Genomic DNA, 19,705 nt, shown 5'->3' on the forward strand with positions numbered 1-19,705 from the left:
GGGAGTATCCATGTTAAAGAAGATGATGGCGTTATCCGGCAGTTTGCTTTTGACGGTCGGTTTGTTGAGCGGATGTGGAAGCAGCGGCGGTACGGATGCGTCGAAAGAAAGTGCTGGCGGCAAAGAAGATTTGAAAACGGTTACAATAAATATGTTCACAGCCTCACCGGAGTATACCGATGCTTTTAACGCGTATATCGAGGAGTATAAGAAGGTCAAACCTAACGTGAAGATTAATCTGGAGATCATGCAGGCAGACTACAACACGATTCTGAAGTCGAAAATTGCCTCAGGTAGTACACCGGATGTATTCCAAACGACGGCAGGAGGCGACATCGACACGTATGCGGATTATAGCGCCGATCTGACCAATGAGCCACTGGCAGCAGCCATGACGGATGCTGTTCGAGCGAATATGAGTTCCAGTGACGGTAAAGTGCTAGGATTCCCGGTGAAGGGGAACCTGTTTACGCTGATTTACAATAAGGATTTGCTTACCAAGGCTGGGGTAACCTCCCCGCCGAAGACGATTGCAGAAATGCAGGATGCGGTCACCAAGCTAGAGGCGAAGGGCATTACTCCATTTGCCAATGCATATAAAGAGTGGTGGGTATGGAAGCATATCTTCCAACACTATGTAGATGCTGCTGCGCAGGATGCGGGCGTGGAACCGAAGCAACTCGTTAGCGATTTTATCGCAGGCAAAGCAAAAATCAAGGACTACCCAGTGCTGTACAACAACTTCTTTAACTTCATTGATTTGACGGTGAAACATGGCACAGATAAGCCGCTGGAACGGGACAGCAATGCGGAAGTAAGTGATTTTGCATCCGGAAAAGCTGCGTTTATGACGGGTAAAGGTGCGTGGGATGAGGAAGCAATCAAGAAAATTAATCCTGATCTTAAAATTGGCATCATGGGATATCCGGTGAGTGACAAAGCTGATCAATCGGTCATCATTACCGGTGCAGATCAGGCGCTGCGTATCAACAAGGATTCCGAAGTATCGAAGGAAACGATTGAATTTTTCAACTGGCTGTACACTTCGGAATACGGCAAGAACTGGTTCTCCCAGGTAGCGAAGGTGATTCCTCCAATTAAGGATGCACCGCTTCCTGATCTGGAAATGCCTAAGGAAATGGAAAGCATTTTGAAAACGTCGAAGTCCGGTGATCTGTCTGTTAACTACTCGCTGGATACGTTCCACCAAAAATTTGGCGAGCTGATGCAAGCATATATCAGCGGTAACATGAATAAGGATCAGGCGGTTGCAGAGATTGAGAAGGCATGGGTGCAATTAGGTTCAGCACAATAAGATTGGTTCCGCAGAGGCGTCCGTAAGGGCGTCTTTTTGTGTTATAGCTAGGAGGCCGAGAGTGCGTAGACAAAAAAATATTTAATAATATTTAAATATTTACTTGCAAAAAGTTATTGAGTTGTGGATAATAGGTTGTGTGCAATATATCTACAACATACGACATACATAATGACTGCAAGTTGCAAATGTGAGAGATCCCCCTTGGAGGGAATCTCTTTATTCCGTTTGGACTATGCCGATCATGTTTATAATAGACCGTGTAATTTGGAACGCATTTTCATTGATGTGGTAAAGGTAAAAAGGAGATGAACGTTTTGACGAATTCGTTGTTTACACCGTATACACTGAAAGATTTGGAATTAAAGAATCGTGTGGTGATGCCCCCGATGTGCCAATACTCGGTGACAGCCAAGGACGGGATTCCGAATGATTGGCATCATGTTCATTACCTGAGTCGGGCTATTGGAGGTACGGGCCTGATTATTATAGAAATGACAGACGTGGAACCAGATGGACGGATTACAGATTATGATCTGGGTCTTTGGTCAGACGAGCATGTCCCAGCTTATAAGAAGCTGGTTGACGGCATTCATGCGCACGGGTCCAAGGTAGGCATCCAGATTGCTCACGCGGGCCGTAAAGCTGAGGATGCAGCTGAGCCAGTTGCTCCTTCGGCCATTGCATACCCGGATGCGAATTATAAACAGCCACGCGCGCTTACCACGGAGGAAGTCCGTGGCATGGTGCAAAAATTCGCAGACGCTGCCCGGCGTGCGGTTCAAGCGGGCGTGGATACGATTGAACTTCACGGGGCACATGGTTACTTGATTCACCAATTCCATTCGCCAGTTACGAACAAGCGAGATGACGTGTATGGTCAGGAGCTATCCCGTTTCGGTGTTGAGGTTATTCAGGCTGTACGCAAGCAAATGCCTGCGGGTATGCCGTTAATCTTACGCATCAGCGCAGTGGAATACGTAGATGGTGGGTACGATGTGGATCATGCCATTGAGCTGAGCCGTGCATATCAGGCTGCAGGCGTAGACGTGATCCATGTTAGCACGGGCGGGGAAGGACCTGCAGGCACCAGGAAGCCGGGCAACTATCCGGGCTATCAAGTGCCGTTCGCACGCCAAATCCGCGAGGCACTGAACATCCCGGTGATCGCTGTCGGCGCACTGGATGACCCAGCCTTGGCGCAGTCCGTTATCGGCAACGAGGATGCCGATCTGGTCGCTGTGGGACGCGGATTGCTGCGCGATCCATATTGGGCGATTCATGCAGCAGTGACGCTACGCGGCGAGAAGCCTTCCATACCTGAACAATATCAACGTGGCTACTGAGGCCTAAGTAATCCCCACGTTGTTTATATATAAACAAGGCACCTGCAACGAAGCGTACGCTTCGTCAGGTGCCTGTTTTGTTTTATGGACAGATGGTACAGTGTAAGCAATCTTACACGTAATAGTGGTTATATTTTGTATACTTGTATTATTTAGTGATTAGGAGGTTTGAAAGTGGATTATATTATTGAAACGAAAAAGCTCCGCAAACAGTTTGGGGGGGCTGTAGCCGTAGACGACATATCCTTACATGTGGAGCGTGGCAGTATCTACGGTTTCCTCGGTGAAAATGGAGCTGGTAAGACAACCACTATCCGCATGCTAATGAGGCTAATTGAGCCTACAAGTGGGGAGGTTTTTTTATTTGGCGAGCGGCTGGAGAAAAACTATCCTTCTATTTTCTCGAAAATAGGTACAATTATCGAAACGCCTGGTTTATACGAAAATTTGAGCGCACGCGACAATCTAAGAATTTGCTGTATGTACATGGGGGTACAGGACAATGGAAGAATTGAACGTACATTAACGACTGTGGGATTAGAGCATACCGGCAAAAAAAAGTTTAAGAATTTTTCCCTAGGAATGAAGCAAAGATTAGGGATTGCAAGGGCGCTTGTTCATGACCCTGAGTTGCTTATATTAGATGAGCCGACGAACGGACTGGACCCATCTGGAATTAAGGAAATTCGTCAGCTATTGAAGCGGTTGTGCGAGGAAGAAGGAAAAACGATTCTTATTTCCAGTCATATCTTGAGCGAAATTCAGCAGTTAGCTACACACATCGGGATTATACATAATGGAAAACTGTTAGCGGAAGATCGTTTGAGTCGGTTGGAGGAAGGTTTTGAGCAATACACAGATGTAAAGGTAGACGATGCAGAAGCAGTACAAACATTTCTGCAAGAGCACATGAAGCAGCTTCAATCTCAGGTGATATCCCCACAACAACTAAGAATTCATAGTCCGATTGAAAATACAGCCACCTTAAATAGACAGTTAATAGATCATCAGTTTTCAGTCTATGAGATACACACCTCAAAGCAGACACTAGAGGAGTACTTTCTGACTCTCATTTCGGGAGAGGATGTGCGACGTGATTAGAGCAGAACTCATTAAACTTAAAAGTTCTAAAGCCTTCTTGTTGAGCTATATTATATTGCTGGCTGTTGTGCTGTTGGAATTTGCGACGAGCGCTATTTTTTACAGATATTCAATTGATAAACGGGGTTGGACCTACTATTTCGAGGGCATAGTTCTCTTCGTCAATGTTGCAGCCGGATTTATCAGTTACTACATATTAACCGGTCATATTTTTGCAAGAGAGTATCAGGAAAACACGCATCTATTTATGTTTACCACGCCTGTCACCAGGGTTAAATTTTATTTTAGTAAATTGATCATTATTTATGGATTTATTATTGTATCCTTATTTCTCGTTCTGTTTTTGTCTACCTTATTAGGCATGTCCATTACAGAGCGACCTTTAACGATGGCTATCTGGGTATACCAAATCCAAGTGTTTGCTAAAATGTGTGTGATGCATGCGATGTTAATCCCAATCGCCTCTTTTTTTGCTATACGCTGGAAGAGCATCATGGTGGTTGTACTCGTAGTTTGTACTGCAATATTTTTGAATTTTATATACAAAAGTGAATGGTACCCTTGGATTGTGCCCTATCTCTTATCTCCTAATGAAAGAAATGCGATTATACCTACCAATGTTTCAATAGCATGGTTCAGCTTATCCGTGACCTTTCTTCTTGGATTGTTTTTATCCATATGGACATATCAAAGAAAAGACTAAATGGAGAGTTTTTGAGAGGAGGGTTACTATGCTTGACCTGTTTAAAGCAGAGTGCTTGAAGCTGAAAGGAACTAAAATTCTTTGGTTGAGTGTAATGATTTTAGTATTAACCATTGTTTTAGAATTTTATAGTTACGCGGGTAGTTCCAAGTATTCCATAGATCGTGATGGTTGGAATGACTACTTTATGAGTGTTGTTATTCTTATTAATTTTCTGACCGGTTATATGAGCTACTATATTTTGACCTGCTATATCTATGCAAGAGAGTATCAGGAGAAGACCCATATTGCACTGTTTACAAACCCGATTCGCCGGACTCGTATTTACTTCAGCAAACTACTCGTTATTTATATGTACATCGCTGTTAGCCTACTGATGGCATTTGTGCTATCTACAGTATTGGGTACGTTTATTACAATCAGACCGCTAACCTTTGAAATCGTTATGTATCAGCTTGGGGTATTTGCTAAAATGATTCTTATGCACGCTATGCTCATCCCGATCATCACGTTCTTCACTATTCGTTGGAAAAAATTTGTACCCGCCATTATTGGGATGTGTACGGTTATGTGCTTAAATTTTGTTTTGGTTAATACACCGGGGAATACCTTTTATCCATGGACAGTGCCGTTATTGTTTTCTCCCCATGGACAAATGGGCAGGACATTCACGTATGTTCCTGGAGGGATCATCAGTATTTGCTTCATTTTTGTGCTGGGTCTTTTTTTGGCGTTGAGAAGTTATACTCATATAGAGAAAAAGTAGAATGTGCAAGCAGAAAAACAAGGATGGTAGTCCGCATAAGGTTGGTTGAATGAAGCTGTAAAATGTTGTCGCTAAAGGACGGATTTACGTGCTATAATTCCAGTAACAACAGAATGGCTTAGGTGGGCGGTCGGCTAAGTCTCCCGGAAGGGAGGTGATGCCTGTGGAGGTTAAGGATGCTCTGACATTAATGATGATGTTCGGCACGCTATTAGTAGCGTTGATCGGATTAATCGTTACGATTGTTATTGCGTTGAACCAAAACAAAAAGAAATAGACCGCCCTGGACAAGGGAAAACGGTCTATTTCTAATAGAGCTAGCCCTGTTCAGCCGACCGCTCTTCAAAGCGGCTGTTGCCAAGAGTAGGGATGTTACCAGCATCCTTGCTCTTTTTTAGTATATCCTTCTATCATTTATTTTAGCACAATTGAATAATCGATGTAACTCATTTGGTGAAAACTTTAACTTCCTTTGGAGCGAGGGTCACGGTGATCGAACCGTTGTTAATCTGAATGGAGTCGTTGCTTAATTGGTTGGTCAGGCGAGTGCCGTTGGACAGATTGTCGAAGTTGCCAATCGTGCGGGTTTGACTGCTCCAGGAGTTGTTGATAAGTACGATGGCCTCGTCTCCATTTTTAGAGCGCTGGAAGCTGTAAAAGGAGTCGTCTACCCACTTTTCCTTTTGGCTCCCGTTTTGCAGGGCAGGGTGGCTGTTGCGCACACGGTTCAGCTTAGCGATGTACTGATACAGATCATGATTGGCGTTAAACACAACGTTTTCCCGGTTGGCAGGATCATCTCCGCCACTAAAGCCTTGCTCGGTGCCTTGATAGATGATAGGAATCCCGCGTGAGGTCAAAGTAAAGCCCAAGGCGGCCTTGAGCTGAGGCCATTTGTCATAGTTAGCACCCGGCTTGCCAGAGGCGTCATTCAGGAAACGTTTTACATCATGATTGTCGATAAATACGCCGTTGGTCTGGGCATCGCGATAGTGACGATCATCTGAGTAGCGTTCCTTGATTTTCCTCATAGATTGATCGTGTCCAAACACATCCTTGATTGTATAATACATCGGAAAATCCAGTGCGGCATCGAGATACCGGGTGTAATCACCCACATAAGCAGGATCGCCACTGTAAATTTCACCGAGAGTGAAGGTATTGGCGGCCTGGTCAAAATCCTTCAAAAACCCTTTGGGTACATGCTTCACAGTGTCCACCCGCAGTCCGTCGACCCCCGACTCGTTCAGCAGCCATTTGATCCAGTTTTTGAGTTCATTCGCTGTATCTGGGTTGTCCTGATTCAGGTCGTCCAATCCGGCAACGTCACCGTTTTCGATTTTCCACTGATTGTTTGAGTTGTAGTCTGCTCCTGTGATGTCGCCATTGTGATGATACCAGTCCGCTTTGTCAAAAGGAGCCTTGGCGATGCCGTTCCCAGGTTGAAAATCGCCAGTGTGATTGGGAACTACGTCCAGCATCACAGCGATATTTTTGTCGTGTGCCTTACCAACCAGCTCTTTGAACTTGTCCATGGTACCAAGATGCCCGTCTACCGCATAAAAATCATACGTATGATAGCCGTGGTAAGCGTATTCGCTCTTTTGCATCGTTACCGGAGTAATCCAGATGGCGGTAAACCCCATATTTTTAATGTAGTCGAGTTGGTTAATAATCCCTTGAAAATCGCCACCATGCCACTTGCGCTGATCGTTGTTGTTGGAATTGAAGCCACCGTAATTATCGTTGGATGGATCTCCGTTGCTAAATCGGTCTGTCATGATAAAATAAATGCTCTGTTTGCTCCAGTCTGTGTTGAGGGGAGTGGGCTTGGAGAGGGTACCCAGATCTATAGGAGTGAAGGCGCCCGAAGGCGCCCCCGTTTGAATAGTTACTTCAACTCCGTTAGGGTTGGGTACGTACGTAGAAGTGCCTACGTTTAAGGATGCACCCGAAAGTTCCACTGTTTGGATAGGTCCTGCAACTTCGTTAAGGTTGGTTGTGTAGGTGGAAGTCCCTACGCTGAGGATGCTCCCCGAAGGTGCCCCCGTTCGGATAGTTCCTGCGGCTCCGTTAGAGCCGGGCGTGTAGGTAGAAGTTCCTGCGCTGAAAAGGTAGTTCTTCGTGTTATTGCTGTCCCAGCTGTTATTGCCGTCATTAAAAGCGGCTTCCAGTTGGGAGGCAGACCCGATATCGACGGTAATTTTAGCATAGCCGCTAATCTCGGCATCCTGCATTTTCACACCGGGTACGGCAGTCCAGTTTCCGCCAGCCGGGCGGTAGTGAATGTAAGGCGAGTTAAAGCCTTTTTTGTAGTATACCGTTACCTTGTTAGTTGTACCGCCGCCATCCCCGGGAACCGTGCCCGATGGAGCGCCTGATGTGATCGTTCCCGCATTGCCGCTGTTACCGGGCGTGTAAGTAGAAGTGCCCGTGCTGAAGGAGTAGTTTTTGGTGTTGTTGCTGTCCCAGTTGTTATTACCGTCATTAAAAGCAGCTTCCAATTGGGAGGCAGACCCGATATCGACGGTAATTTTGGCATAGCCGCTAATCTCGGCATCCTGCATTTTCACACCAGGCGCAGCAGTCCAGCTTCCCCCAGCCGGACGGTAGTGAATGTAAGGTGAGTTGAAGCCTTTTTTGTAGTATATAGTTACTTTGTTGCCTGTACCGCCACCGTTATCGCCGGGCTTGGCCTTGTTTACAATATACTGTTTGAATCCACTCATCTCACCGGTTGGTGAGCCGTCGTTGTTGACGAGATTGTTGAGGCGTAAAAGTGTAAAGCCGTGATAACCGAACTTTGTGATTTTTTCTTCGATTTTTTGAAAGCCGCTACCGCCAGTCGGGAGTGCATTCTCACCATTTAGGCGAACACCCTTGGCATTAGCGATCGAGGAGACAGTATCTACTAATGTGGACGGCAAGGAATAATTCGGTGCTGTACCACTGTCGTTCATCTCCAGAGCAGTAAAGGTCAAATCCAGATCCGCATCTTTGAACTTCTCGATGAGACGGTTGTAATCATAATATCCACCTGCTTGCTCTGTGCTGTGAGGCATGGCAGGATTGTTCATCTGCCAGTGCAGACCGGAAATCTTGGCTCCGATACGGACACCGAACACGGAATCGAAGTTTTTGTGTGCAGCAGCTCCGATGACGCCCAGATGCTTCTCAAGCACGCTTTGGTACCACGACAGAAAATCCTTCCCATACGTGGAAGTATACCCGCCGTTCGTGTAAAATCCGTCCCCGTCAGTCGGCGGATTGATTTGGCCAAGGCTGCTCAGCTTGGTACCCCAGGCTGCATTAATCTTGTCCATTGATCCATACTTTTCATTCATGGCCGTGCGGAACGCATTTTTGGCTGTTTCAGTGTAGGCTTGGAATTTGCCCCGTGCAGGATAACTCCATCCCGCTGCCGGATAGTATGAAGGATATCGCAATTCTCCAGAGGGCCCACCGCTTAAATAAATTTTGGGAATGATGCTTTTGTAGCTAGCAAAGGTTTGAGCAAATGAGGCATACAGCTCGTCATATTGTTTACCAGTCCCGCTCCATAATGGAGAGAGGGCTTCGTTATTGGCAAAACCGCTTTCGTCCTTGAACTGCATTTCATCTGCACTGCCCTTGCTAGACAGCCAGTTTGGTAGCGGGATGTTGCAATCATCCCCCACATTTCCCCCACACTTATGCGTAGAGATAATAGGAACCCACTTCAATCCCACTTCTTTTACGGCATCTGCATAGGTCTTGTAGTAGCTCCAATCGAACTGGTTATCTCCTGCGCTCTCCACATGGCCCCACCAGACGTCGGTGGTAATGGCATACACACCGTTACTTTTCAGCGTTTGCAGTTGCTTTTTGAATGCACCCCAGTCACTGATTTTCGCCAGCGGCCCCATGACAGAAGCCTGAAAATCATCAGCAACCGCTGCGCTTGCCGTATTGGAGGGTGAGCCAATAAAGGCGGTCAGAGATAGCACAATGCTTAATAGCATCAGGCACCCTTTTTTCCATAGACTTCGATACAAGGTCAAACCGATCATCCTCCCCAAAGCATAGTCTAATTCGACAACATTTTGTAAACGTCTACAAAAATAGTATAAAGCAAGCGGTTGCATAAAAAGAAGAATTTATTGCACACTCAGGGTGGACAAATATGACATTTTACGTAAGCAACCGTGTGCTTAAAAGTTTCCAGACAAAAAAAATAAGGCATAGGTCTGAGTAAGACGCATGCCTTTTAGTGATGTGCGAGCCAATGCCAGTATAGGAGAAAGTGAACCTAAGCGTATAAAAGCCTTGTTCCAGTCTGTATGAAAGTATTGCCGAGGCAGCTTGTTTAATAGTTGCTTACTTAATAAATAGGACGATCCTTCTGGTCGGCAATGCCGCTTTTACGGTAGAAATACGTATTGATCCGATCCCGCCATTCTTTGGCATGCTCTGCCTGATGCTCCAGCCGCTCCAACACCTGTTCATACATGGCAGCATTCAGTTGCCCTCGTAGACTAACCCATGTGTCTCGGAGATGGGCCGCACGTTCTGCACCTTCAAAATGGGTATCATAAATGTGCTGTATGACGGTTTGGCCGGAGTGGAGCAAGTGTGTATAAGGAACATGGTGAAAGAATAAGAGCAGCTCATCCGGGCAGGTGTCCGTAGATTCGTAGATATCAGTATTGGGAGAAAAATATTGTCCTGCATAGCCCGTTCCGGTTGCGGTCGTGCGATCTACCCCGATCCCCCAGCAATCAGCAAAATGGTAGGTGCCCCACATGGAATATTCGTACCCGTCTACATCCGGCCCATAGTGGTGATCGGGACTGACCATCCAGCCGACCCCGAGAGGGGCGGTGTAGGATTCGTAGACATTCCATGAATCGAGCAGCATCTGCTTAAGGGTAGAAATTAAATCTGTGCCGCCGTCGCTATTCCCTTGTCTGCCAAACGTCAGCCGAACCCACTCATCAGCGATTTCGTCTGCGGACAGCTCCGGGTCCCATGCCAGCCGACCATAGCCATAAAGATTGGACTGAGCGAGCAAATGTCCGGTCCAATTGGTGTCTGCACCAATATTGGATACAGCGACTATGCCATAGTTGGTATGCTTGGGAGAACGCAGAGCGCCACTCACGATACGCTTGATGGTGGAGCCTTTACCTTGGGCGTAGGTGTCAAAATCCAATACTTCCTTCCATTGGGGAACAAGGTAACATAGATGTTTCTGTTGCCCGGTGTACTCTTGCGCAATTTGAAATTCAAGCAGTACCTGAGTGGATTCCAGCGCACCGAACAGGGGGGAGACAGGCTCCCGCACCTGAAAATCCATGGGACCATTTTTGATCTGTAAAATGACATTTTCCCGAAACAGCCCATCCAGCGGTTTAAAATGGTCAAAGGCTGCGCGGGCCCGATCCGTCTTGCGATCGCGCCAGTCCTGCTTGCAGTTGTAGACAAAGCAGCGCCAAATCACACGTCCGCCATAGGGCTGCAACGCATCTGCCAGCATATTGGCTCCATCGGCGTGATGGCGCCCGTAGCTGAACGGTCCGGGCCGATTTTCGGAATCGGCTTTGACCACAAAACCACCCAGATCAGGAACGACGGCGTAAACTTCCTGGGCTTTGGTCTGCCACCATTCAGCTACAGCTGGTTCCAAGGGATCGGCGGTGGTTAACCCACCGAGCTGAATAGGACTGGCATAGTTAATGCTCAAGTAGATCTGTATACCATAGGCGCGAAATACCGCAGCTACTTTAGCCACATCCGGTAGGAATTTATCTGTAATCAGCTCGGTCTCTACCTGATGGACATTCACGTTGTTAATGGATAGTGCTTGAATGCCTACAGAAGCGAGTAGACGGGCATAGTCTCGCAGGCGCTCCATATTTGTAGTAAAGGCATTATTATCGTAGAAAATAGAGCCACCCGCATACCCGCGTTCAATACTACCATCCATGTTATCCCAGTGATTGATCATGCGGATGGGATTAGCAGGGTTGGATAATTGGTCTAGAATGGGGACGTGCACTGATTCGGTGGTGGGCTTCAACTTCCCGTCTAGTCCTCCCTGCAGGTAGCGCAGCAGATGAAAGACTCCGTACAATACGCCTTTGGAGGTCTGCCCCGCGATTGTAACGTACTGTCCCTTGATATCATCGTTACCGTGCGAAGCTGAATATGCCGGATCTGGCATCTCTATCCCGCGAATTCGGTAGCCTTCTGCGCTCACTTCTGCCTGTTCTTTTGCGCTGAATCGTTCTGCGACCAAAGGATGCTCTGGGAACGTACCCAGCGCAATGAATGGCGTATTCACAGGAACGGCGCTGATCTTCGGCTGCTGTCCAAACATGGAGGTCAATCCGTGCTGAAGCTCACTCGCAGCCGATTGAAGCACTTCATCTGTCCCATGGACCACGATGACCCTGCACCAAGCGGGCAGCTTTTCTACCTTACTATTGCGGCTGTAATGCAGCCAAGCCGCATAGCCGCTCTCTTTTGGCATATCCATCAGCTTGCTCATATTGGAACCTCCTTTTGGGCAGGTGAAGATGATCATCAGACATGCTGTTCCTGATCCTGACTCATATGCTGAGGGAGAGTCAGACGGTTGCCCTTGCCTTCATACAGCCACAAAATAGCGGTAACTCCGCGCGGATAATATTTACTGCCGTGAGCAATACCGGAGAGTATCTGATCGCTCCAGCACCAATAGGATTCATCAGGGTGAAGGAGCCATGAGGCATGGGCAGCGTCTGCGGCCTGCCCAGCTTCTTCCCAAGGCAGCTCCAGCAACTCGCGGGCAATAAACTGTGACAGATAGATTTTGCTCAGCCAGGAGTTGTTACTGGTCGAGGACAGCTTCCAGCCTCCGTCTTCAAATAGACAAACTCCCGGTACCAGTACAGTTTCCAAATGACGCCGCAGTGCTTGGATATATCCACCGAACCGTCCATCAGGCTTAAGCGCAGCCTCACACCCTGTAAAGTAAGGGAAGATCAGCCCCTCAATGGCAGGAATAATCTGCGAGTCATTGCCCTCCTTAATAACTGCAGGAATATAGCCCTTGTCTGTCATATGTGCTGTAATCGCTGCTGCGCATTTGTCCGCCTGTAAGCCAGCCTCCTGTGAGAGGGAGTTAAGCCCTTTTGAGGCAAATATCTTTTCCAGTGCAACATATACCGCCCAGCATTTGCTGCCTAAATAAATGTTGTTGCGGGACTGACCCAGAGATACGTCCAGACTGTCGTAGGTCGTAATTTCCGCGCCTCCCCGGGTTCTAGAGCTGTCCAAGCCCATCAAGCCGTTTCGTTGTGCCGGGTCGGGGTGATCCCGCCGCAGCATGCTTTCGAAACAGTCACACAAGACAGGCAGCATACGTGTTGTAAATGACTGATCCTGTGTCTGCTCGATATATACCGTGGCGCAGCAAAGCCAGTTCACCAGTTCCTCATGGCTCATGTAAGAGAAGCAGTCGTCAATCCCAGCCAGCTCATAACAGGAGTACCCCTGCCGGGAGAACACGTTTGCCACGCCCATATCATGCGTAAACGTGATACCACCGGTATAGGTCTGTTCCTCTCCCGGAAAGCGTACCTCATCCCGATAGCTGTACCTTTGGACAAACCACTCCAGCTCGTTGCGTACCGTCCATGGATTTAAAATCAATTCATAGTAGAGCTGATCTGCCGTCAAATCGAGTGTATTCATCATCCGATACTCGCCTTCGTTCACAACCCAGATCGGTTCTCCATCCGCTTGGTGACTAAGCAGTTGGGTGCTGCCATAGTAGCTGTGGATCGCCTGAGCGAGCATAAATTCCTGGTCCGGGCTCAAGTCGGCCGACTCCATCCAGCGATTAGCCTGAACACAGGCTGCGGTCAGGTTTGAAAAATGCTTCAACGCATAGCTTCCCACGTCTTCAATATCCTTGAACAGCTGGGTATAGTAATACGACGCTTCAATGCCTGTTGTCACAATGCCGCCGCGATAGAAGCATATGGCGAAAGCATATGTGCGCTTCTCACCTGCGGGAACGTCCATCAGAAGCGCACCCGTCGCGCCCAGGCCAAAGGATAAATTCTCGGACATGGTCTCCCCAAGCAGCTTCTCCATTGCAAATCCGCTGGCAGGTACCGCTTCACTGCTGTTGGTCACAATGGCTGTGCTGCGTCCTTGGCCGATGCCTGTGAGTCTCTCCTCTAATTGGGTAGAATCCTTAGCGTCCCTGCGCGGATCTTCTCCTATAATGCGTATGCCGCTATACGGATCACTGCCCTGATATCCGAAAAAAGCTCTTCGCGCTGCAGTCCCCAGTGTGTTATCGACGGTTAGCTCGGCGAATACCGCCGGGACCAACGCTGCCCGCAGCTCATCCATACCCGCGGTTCCCGGCTCGGGCACTGGGAGAACAGGAGAGTACAGCCGGAACGTCAAATCGCCAGCCTGCCATGTATCCGTTCCTGCTTTTAGCTCACGGGTAATGTCTGAATCGGCAAAGGGCATAAGCTGCGGTTCCGTTCGTTTACCCTTTTTCTCCACGTCGTAGCGGGCACTTTCATCCTGTGTGGATGCAAAAAAGGGAAGCGCCTCGTATACTCCGCCATCTCTGGATTGCAGCCCGATATATACATTTTCATCGGCAGGCTTGCCCAGCTCCAAACCAAGTCCGCCGCGATTGCCCTTAAACCCAAGCGTAAAGCTGGAAAAAGACCCGATAGGTGCATGCTGTGTGTTATAAAATATATTTTTAGACATATAATGAAACCCCTTTCATAGTAAAGCTTAACTTTGACTAACTTCACTTAGAGCCTAGCATGTCATGTGGTGGGGAACCATTGTCAAATCGCTCAACTATTTATCCAAATCGCGCTGAAAGCGATATACTGGAGTATATCCATGCAAGTAAGCCAGGAGGGAAAACATGTCGACACCACGTTTACCGAAGAGCCCCCATCATCCAGACCTTACAGTTGCCGGAGAGGAATTCTTTTTTCCCGATGTGCGAACCACAGTCAATTTGTTTGCTATTCATACACGAAGTGTCGGAAGAGAGTGGAGCTATCCGCTACACGAGCATCCTCAATATGAGATTAACATCGTGCTTGCGGGAGAACAGATCATGGTTGTGGATGGTCGCAGCTATACCCAGCGACAGGGTGATCTGGTGCTGCTGCGACCGGGGATTGTCCACTCCAGCCATAGTAACGGAGAGGGATTTACGTATTTTTGTATGCATTTCGATATTGATGATAAGCTGTTTCTCTCGCTTCTGAGTCGTCTGGAGCAGGTGCTGTTTCCAGCTGAAGGAACAGTGGCAGGGCAGATGGGACCAGCGCTGGGCAAGTTGCTCGATCTTTCAGCGCCGGAAGATATAGGAGTAGGTAGTGATTCGGTGGCAAAGCGAATGCGGATTCAATCTGCTGTGTTTGAACTGTTCGCAACGTTATGGGAGGCTGTATCCAGTGAAGCGGCCCATCTGCCGGGGCGTGGATATGTGCAGGCAGAGCTTGCCCATCAGATTGCCAGTCGTCTTCAGGGCAGAGTGAATCAGCCTTATGGACAGGCCGGCTCGGTGGAAAAACAGGATGGGATCGAGGGGATTTCATCCGAGCTAGGTATTAGTGTGTCCCATTGTAATCGTGTATTCCGTAGCGTTTTTGGCGTATCTCCCCGTGTATATCTATCCGGGCTTGTGCTGCATGAGGCCAAGTTGCTGTTGGCTGATCCGCAATGGTCGGTGCAACAAATTGCCGATATGCTCGGCTATGGGGATATTGCGCATTTTAGCAGACAGTTCAAGCGCTGGTCGGGCCAATCGCCGACATCCTATCGCAAAAGCACGGTGCAGGAAAGCCCATTCGAATAAAAATAAGTATGCCTTTAAAATAGTTATGATATAATCCTCATAAAGGAGCTGAGAATAATATGAATTTACATAATCAACGTGTCGTCGTGATTGGCGGCAGTGCAGGTATAGGGCTGGCAACAGCCATAGAAGCAGCAAAGCAAGGGGCAAGCATTGTGATCGCTGGGCGTTCCGCAGAAAAGCTGGAGCAGGCGAAGAAGGTCATCCCTGCCGAATCGGTGGAAACCTTCCAACTGAATAATCAGATAGAGGAAGAGGTTCAGGCGTTTTTTGAAAAAGTCGGAGCATTCGACCATCTGTTTACACCGGGTGCCAGCTACACGCGTGGTCCGATCACGATAGACACGGAAAAGGCAAGAACCCCGTTCGAAGGGAAATTCTGGCCGCAATATTTTGCTGCCAAGCATGCGGTACCACATATCTCCAAGGACGGCTCGATCGTCCTCATGTCCGGGGCCTTCAGTCAACGACCGATGGGATTTGGTGCTACATATGGAGCGGCTAACGGCGCGATCGAAAGTTTGGGCAAGGCGTTGGCAGTAGAATTGGCCCCCGTACGGGTTAATGTCGTATCCCCCGGCACGATTTGGAGAGACGGCCCTGAGGGTGAGCAGCGGGCGCAGGCTTTTGAGGAATACAAGGAAGTAACCTTGCTCCGTCGAGTGGGGTATAATGAGGAAATCGCACATACTGTGTTGTATCTGATGACGAACAAGTTTACCACCGGAAGCGTGCTGTTCCCAGATGGCGGTTATACGCTGATCTAATCCGACAGGCAGGAATCAATTTTTAAACAAAAACCGGTTCAACACCATACAAAGTGTTGAACCGGTTTTTTATGATAACAGGTTTGCCTCTTGCAACTCTTTAGCTTTGCACATCTAACCCTTTATATTTTCGCAAAATACGTGGATAAATCACTTTAGACCCGATGCATACCATCGCCAGCATGGCGAACAGCAAACCGCTCCACAGCGTCCCATGGATCCCCGCTCTGGCAATAAACCACCCCCCTGCCAGTGAGCCCAGTGAGACCCCTAGGTTAATAAACGAGATATAAAGACTGTTGGCAAACGCGGGAGCTTCTTTGGCCTCATCAATCACCCAAATCTGGGCGACAATCAGTCCGCTGGTATGAACGGCCCCCCACACGATAATGATGAAGAGCGTAGGGATAAATGAAGAACTGATCCCGTACAACAGCAAATAGGTGCCCCCCAAGGCTACTGGATGAAAAAGAGCGGTGCGTACCTTATGCAAGCCCATCAGCTTGCCAGCCAATAGATTGCCGAGCATTCCGCCGATGCCGAAAATAATAAGCAGAAAACTGATAACTTTGCTGCTCATCCCTGTATTTTGCCCCAAATATTCGGCAGAATAGCTATACACCGAGAACATAGCTGCAAAAATAAAAGTAGCCGCCCCGATATTGAGCCACAGCGATACTTTACGCAAAATGCCAAGCTGCTTCCGATAGGAGAACATTTCGGCTTGTGGTGTATCCGGCAGCATAAATAAAATACCGATCCCTGCAATCCCATTCGCTACCGCAGTAAACCAGAAGGAGGCCTCGTATGAAAATTGATTGGCGATATAAGCCGTAATTGGAATACCGAGTACCATTCCCATGCTTGTGCCGAGGAAGGCTTTGGCGGAAGCTTGCGTTGCTTTTTCCGGGGGATACAACGCAGTGGCGGCGACAAAGGCAAGCGAGAAATACACCGGGTGAAACAGAGCCGGAATGATACGTAAAATCACTAGTAGATAAAAGTTGGATGTATAGGCTGACAGCAAGCTTGTTATGGCAAAAACAAACAACGACATTGTCATGATTCGCTTGCGGTTAAACCTGGACATCCATAGCACCATGAAGGGACCGAACAGCGCGATGATCAATGCAAATGAACTGACAAGAAACCCGGCCTGGGCTGCCGTAATATGAAAACGTTCAATGATGACTGGCAAAATGCCAACCACACCGAACTCGATCGTGTATACACCAAATAGGCCAAGCGCAATGAAAAGCAGGGGCTTACTATATTTCATTAGTTTCATTCCTTCTCCACTTCTTCCTGCTTTACGTCCTTGATTTTGCATGCTAATATTTCATTAAATTATAAAATAATAAGGCAATACTCGAAATAATACATAATAATAATTGTGTTTTTGTAATATTACCTTGGACTTAAGGAGATGGATTTGATGGATCAAGTGGATCATAAAATTTTGTTGTGTCTACAAAACCAGGCGCGTATCTCCATGACCGAGCTGGGTAAGGAGGTTGGACTTTCCCAGCCTGCCGTAACGGAAAGAGTGCGGCGCATGGAGGATAAAGGTATTATCACTGGGTATCGTGCCATAGTTTCACATGAGAAAGTCGGAAAGCCGATCATGGCTCACGTGCTCGTGCACACGAATCAATGCAATTCATTTGTTGAGTTTTGCCAATCTGCACCTGAAGTCATTGAATGCCATAGAATCAGCGGCGAGCAAAATTACTTACTGAAAGTCATGGTTGAGTCTATGCTCAAGCTGGAGCAGTTCGGGGATGAGTGTGGAAAGCACGGGCACTCTACCACGTTAATTGTCCTGTCCTCGCCTGTAGACCATAAACATGTAACCCCCACTTTATTAGACCCTATTTGAGCTACCGTAAATGGCTTGGCAAAGCTCGGTTGTAAACGGACCTGACATCCCTTCGAATGCTGTATTGGTAAAGGCGACCACACTGAGTCTTAGTGCGGGATCAACGAACCACGAATGACCGTAAGCTCCTCCGAGACGCCACGTTCCGGGTGATTCTGCTGTTCCGCTTTCGTTGGGATTTTGGAGTACGGTGAATCCCAGTCCAAAGCCCCGCCCCGGCCAACCTGCCAAGGGGAGGTTCCCGGTCTGGATGGTGCCCATTTCACGGACCCATTCCTCTGAAAGTAACGGATTGCCGCCGTTTCGCAGTGTTTCCAGCAGACGCATGAAATCTTTTGCGCTGCCAATCATACCCGAGCCACCAGAGTGGAAAGCCGTGGAATCAAAGGCTCGTGCAGGCTGAAAACGAAGTCCTGCAGTGCCTTCAAAAACCTGCGCAACCTCAAGCTCGCGCATCCGCCGGGGTTCTGATATATCGTTGACATAAGGAGCCGCAAGCCGTCCAGCATCCGCGACCGTGAAACTGGTGTCGTGCATACCGAGAGGTTCTGTAACGAGCTTTTTAACAGCTGCATCAAGGGTTGTGCCACATACACGGCTAATGATCGCGCCTAGCACATCAGTAGCAATCGAATATCCCCATGCTTTACCCGGTGCATATAACAGAGGCACAGAAGCCAAACGTTGCAAGTTCTCTTCCAGCGTAAGATTTGAAAAATCCATGCCATCTGATACGCCTGCACGATGATAGGGACCGCCGCCTTCTTCCTCTAAAAAGCCATAGGTCAACCCGGCAGTATGTGTCAGCAATTGGCGTACTGTAATGGAGGGCTGCTCACCACTGATTAATCGGGGGCGAAAGTCGGGCAACCAGCGTTCAATAGATTCATCGAGCTTAATCAATCCTTGGGCTGCCAAAACCAAAGCCGCAGTCGATACAATCGGTTTGGATACAGAAGAAAGCCGAAATAAAGCATCCTCATGCATAAGACGTTGTTCTTCTCGATCAGCCAGCCCCGCCGCTCGGACATACACGGGTGAACCATCCATATATATCATGACGACTGCGCCGACCAGGCGCTTCTCGGCAAGGGTTTGATCTATAACTGCATTTACACGTCCGTCCAGACCAGCTTGTATCGCAAAAACTCTATTATCCAAACTCATAAATATCTCATCCTCTCTATGATCCAGCGGTTATCGCTTGATGGAACTTAGTTTACAGGATGGGAAGGCGACATTACATAAGGTAACAAAGGTGTTCAGTGAGTATTAACGTTAAAATAAAATTATATTAAAAGAATGGCTTTGGATTTAAATGAATGGGGTTTTACAAAAAGTTATACCGCGTTTTACAGTGGCTTTTTAAGTTGAGATACGTTGAAAATAGGTGGTAAAATTTACAACAAAGGGGGTTTTATTTATTGAGGCTTGTATCGCGTAATAAGTTGGCTTGCTTGGTTGTCCTCGGAGGGATTTTGACTGTAATTGCTACAGGTTTTGGAGGGGATAAGGAACCTTATAAACTTCCCGATAAGCCCAAAGAGGCTGCTGTCTCGACATTTTCAGAATATATGAACGCTTCTATGAGTCGGGATTACGATAAGATGCTTTCACTGTCTGATGATTATCGCTTTAAAACAGAACAGGCACGGCTTAACTTTCTAAAAGCTCAGGGAACACCGATTGATTATCGTATCGTGTCTGTGGATGATTCTAACCCTTCCAAGATTGTTGTTTCGTCGATAACGAAGTATGAGGATATGGAGTTACCTTCCATTAAGCATGTTCTTGCTTTTGAGGAAGGAAAGTACAAGCTACAAATGAGAAATGTTGTGATCAATATGATTCCTTCATCACCTGACTACAGAACGATCGAGTACGAGCCTGAGAAGGTAGACAATATTTTGGAAGATAATTTCAAGTGATTTTAATTTTTCAATTTTCTAATCAT

General features: G+C 47.6%; 15 protein-coding genes. 10 read left to right on the top strand and 5 right to left on the bottom strand.

The window, feature by feature from the left end; translation table 11 throughout:
• Positions 1–10: 10 nt before the first annotated feature.
• From MHB54_RS14175 to MHB54_RS14200, 6 genes are all read left to right on the top strand, one after another.
• Positions 11–1,315 (top strand): ABC transporter substrate-binding protein, encoded by a 1,305-nt coding sequence (locus MHB54_RS14175; protein WP_028540854.1) that lies wholly within the window; start codon positions 11–13, stop codon positions 1,313–1,315.
• A 317-nt stretch (positions 1,316–1,632) separates the two neighbouring features.
• A complete protein-coding gene (locus MHB54_RS14180; protein ID WP_155613698.1) occupies positions 1,633–2,661 on the top strand; it encodes an NADH:flavin oxidoreductase/NADH oxidase in 1,029 nt (342 codons plus the stop codon).
• A gap of 174 nt (positions 2,662–2,835) precedes the next feature.
• Positions 2,836–3,762: an ABC transporter ATP-binding protein gene (locus MHB54_RS14185; protein ID WP_071558057.1), complete on the top strand. Its 927-nt coding sequence runs from the start codon at positions 2,836–2,838 to the stop codon at positions 3,760–3,762.
• A complete protein-coding gene (locus MHB54_RS14190; RefSeq protein ID WP_264454396.1) occupies positions 3,746–4,465 on the top strand; it encodes an ABC transporter permease in 720 nt (239 codons plus the stop codon). The genes MHB54_RS14185 and MHB54_RS14190 overlap by 17 nt, the downstream gene beginning before the upstream one ends.
• Before the next feature lie 28 nt (positions 4,466–4,493).
• On the top strand, positions 4,494–5,231 hold the full coding sequence (locus MHB54_RS14195; RefSeq protein WP_071558059.1) for an ABC transporter permease: 738 nt from the start codon (positions 4,494–4,496) through the stop codon (positions 5,229–5,231).
• A 163-nt stretch (positions 5,232–5,394) separates the two neighbouring features.
• Positions 5,395–5,508: a putative holin-like toxin gene (locus MHB54_RS14200; RefSeq protein WP_010347020.1), complete on the top strand. Its 114-nt coding sequence runs from the start codon at positions 5,395–5,397 to the stop codon at positions 5,506–5,508.
• Positions 5,509–5,677: 169 nt separating this feature from the next.
• Here the strand turns inward: MHB54_RS14200 and MHB54_RS14205 are convergent, their stop codons facing one another.
• The 3 genes from MHB54_RS14205 to MHB54_RS14215 form a co-directional block, all read right to left on the bottom strand.
• On the bottom strand, positions 5,678–9,271 hold the full coding sequence (locus MHB54_RS14205; RefSeq protein WP_160788458.1) for a family 14 glycosylhydrolase: 3,594 nt from the start codon (positions 9,269–9,271) through the stop codon (positions 5,678–5,680).
• Positions 9,272–9,591: 320 nt separating this feature from the next.
• Entirely contained in the window at positions 9,592–11,760 is a 2,169-nt protein-coding gene (locus tag MHB54_RS14210; RefSeq protein ID WP_160788457.1) for an alpha-glucuronidase family glycosyl hydrolase, read from the bottom strand.
• Between the two features lie 35 nt (positions 11,761–11,795).
• Positions 11,796–13,994: a glycoside hydrolase family 52 protein gene (locus MHB54_RS14215; RefSeq protein WP_264454397.1), complete on the bottom strand. Its 2,199-nt coding sequence runs from the start codon at positions 13,992–13,994 to the stop codon at positions 11,796–11,798.
• 166 nt (positions 13,995–14,160) lie between these two features.
• Here MHB54_RS14215 and MHB54_RS14220 point away from each other — a divergent pair, with 166 nt between their 5' ends.
• A complete protein-coding gene (locus tag MHB54_RS14220) occupies positions 14,161–15,105 on the top strand; it encodes a helix-turn-helix domain-containing protein (RefSeq protein WP_068939115.1) in 945 nt (314 codons plus the stop codon).
• 59 nt (positions 15,106–15,164) lie between these two features.
• Entirely contained in the window at positions 15,165–15,872 is a 708-nt protein-coding gene (locus MHB54_RS14225; protein ID WP_076264557.1) for an SDR family oxidoreductase, read from the top strand.
• A 100-nt stretch (positions 15,873–15,972) separates the two neighbouring features.
• On the opposite strand, the gene MHB54_RS14230 is transcribed toward MHB54_RS14225, so the two are convergent.
• Complete coding sequence (locus tag MHB54_RS14230; protein ID WP_023990937.1) at positions 15,973–17,151, bottom strand: MFS transporter; 1,179 nt, start codon at positions 17,149–17,151, stop codon at positions 15,973–15,975.
• A gap of 156 nt (positions 17,152–17,307) precedes the next feature.
• Here MHB54_RS14230 and MHB54_RS14235 point away from each other — a divergent pair, with 156 nt between their 5' ends.
• Positions 17,308–17,751, top strand: a complete 444-nt coding sequence (locus tag MHB54_RS14235) for an Lrp/AsnC family transcriptional regulator (RefSeq protein WP_023990936.1) — start codon at positions 17,308–17,310, stop codon at positions 17,749–17,751.
• On the opposite strand, the gene MHB54_RS14240 is transcribed toward MHB54_RS14235, so the two are convergent.
• Positions 17,737–18,918, bottom strand: a complete 1,182-nt coding sequence (locus tag MHB54_RS14240) for a serine hydrolase domain-containing protein (RefSeq protein ID WP_023990935.1) — start codon at positions 18,916–18,918, stop codon at positions 17,737–17,739. The two genes, MHB54_RS14235 and MHB54_RS14240, sit on opposite strands and share 15 nt — an antisense overlap.
• 257 nt (positions 18,919–19,175) lie before the next feature.
• On the opposite strand from MHB54_RS14240, the gene MHB54_RS14245 reads away from it, so the two are divergent.
• A complete protein-coding gene (locus MHB54_RS14245) occupies positions 19,176–19,679 on the top strand; it encodes a hypothetical protein (protein WP_264454398.1) in 504 nt (167 codons plus the stop codon).
• The last annotated feature ends 26 nt before the right edge of the window (positions 19,680–19,705 follow it).

It is taken from the genome of Paenibacillus sp. FSL M7-0802 (genome assembly GCF_038004945.1).
In the GTDB taxonomy this organism is placed as follows: Bacteria; Bacillota; Bacilli; order Paenibacillales; family Paenibacillaceae; genus Paenibacillus; species Paenibacillus polymyxa_B.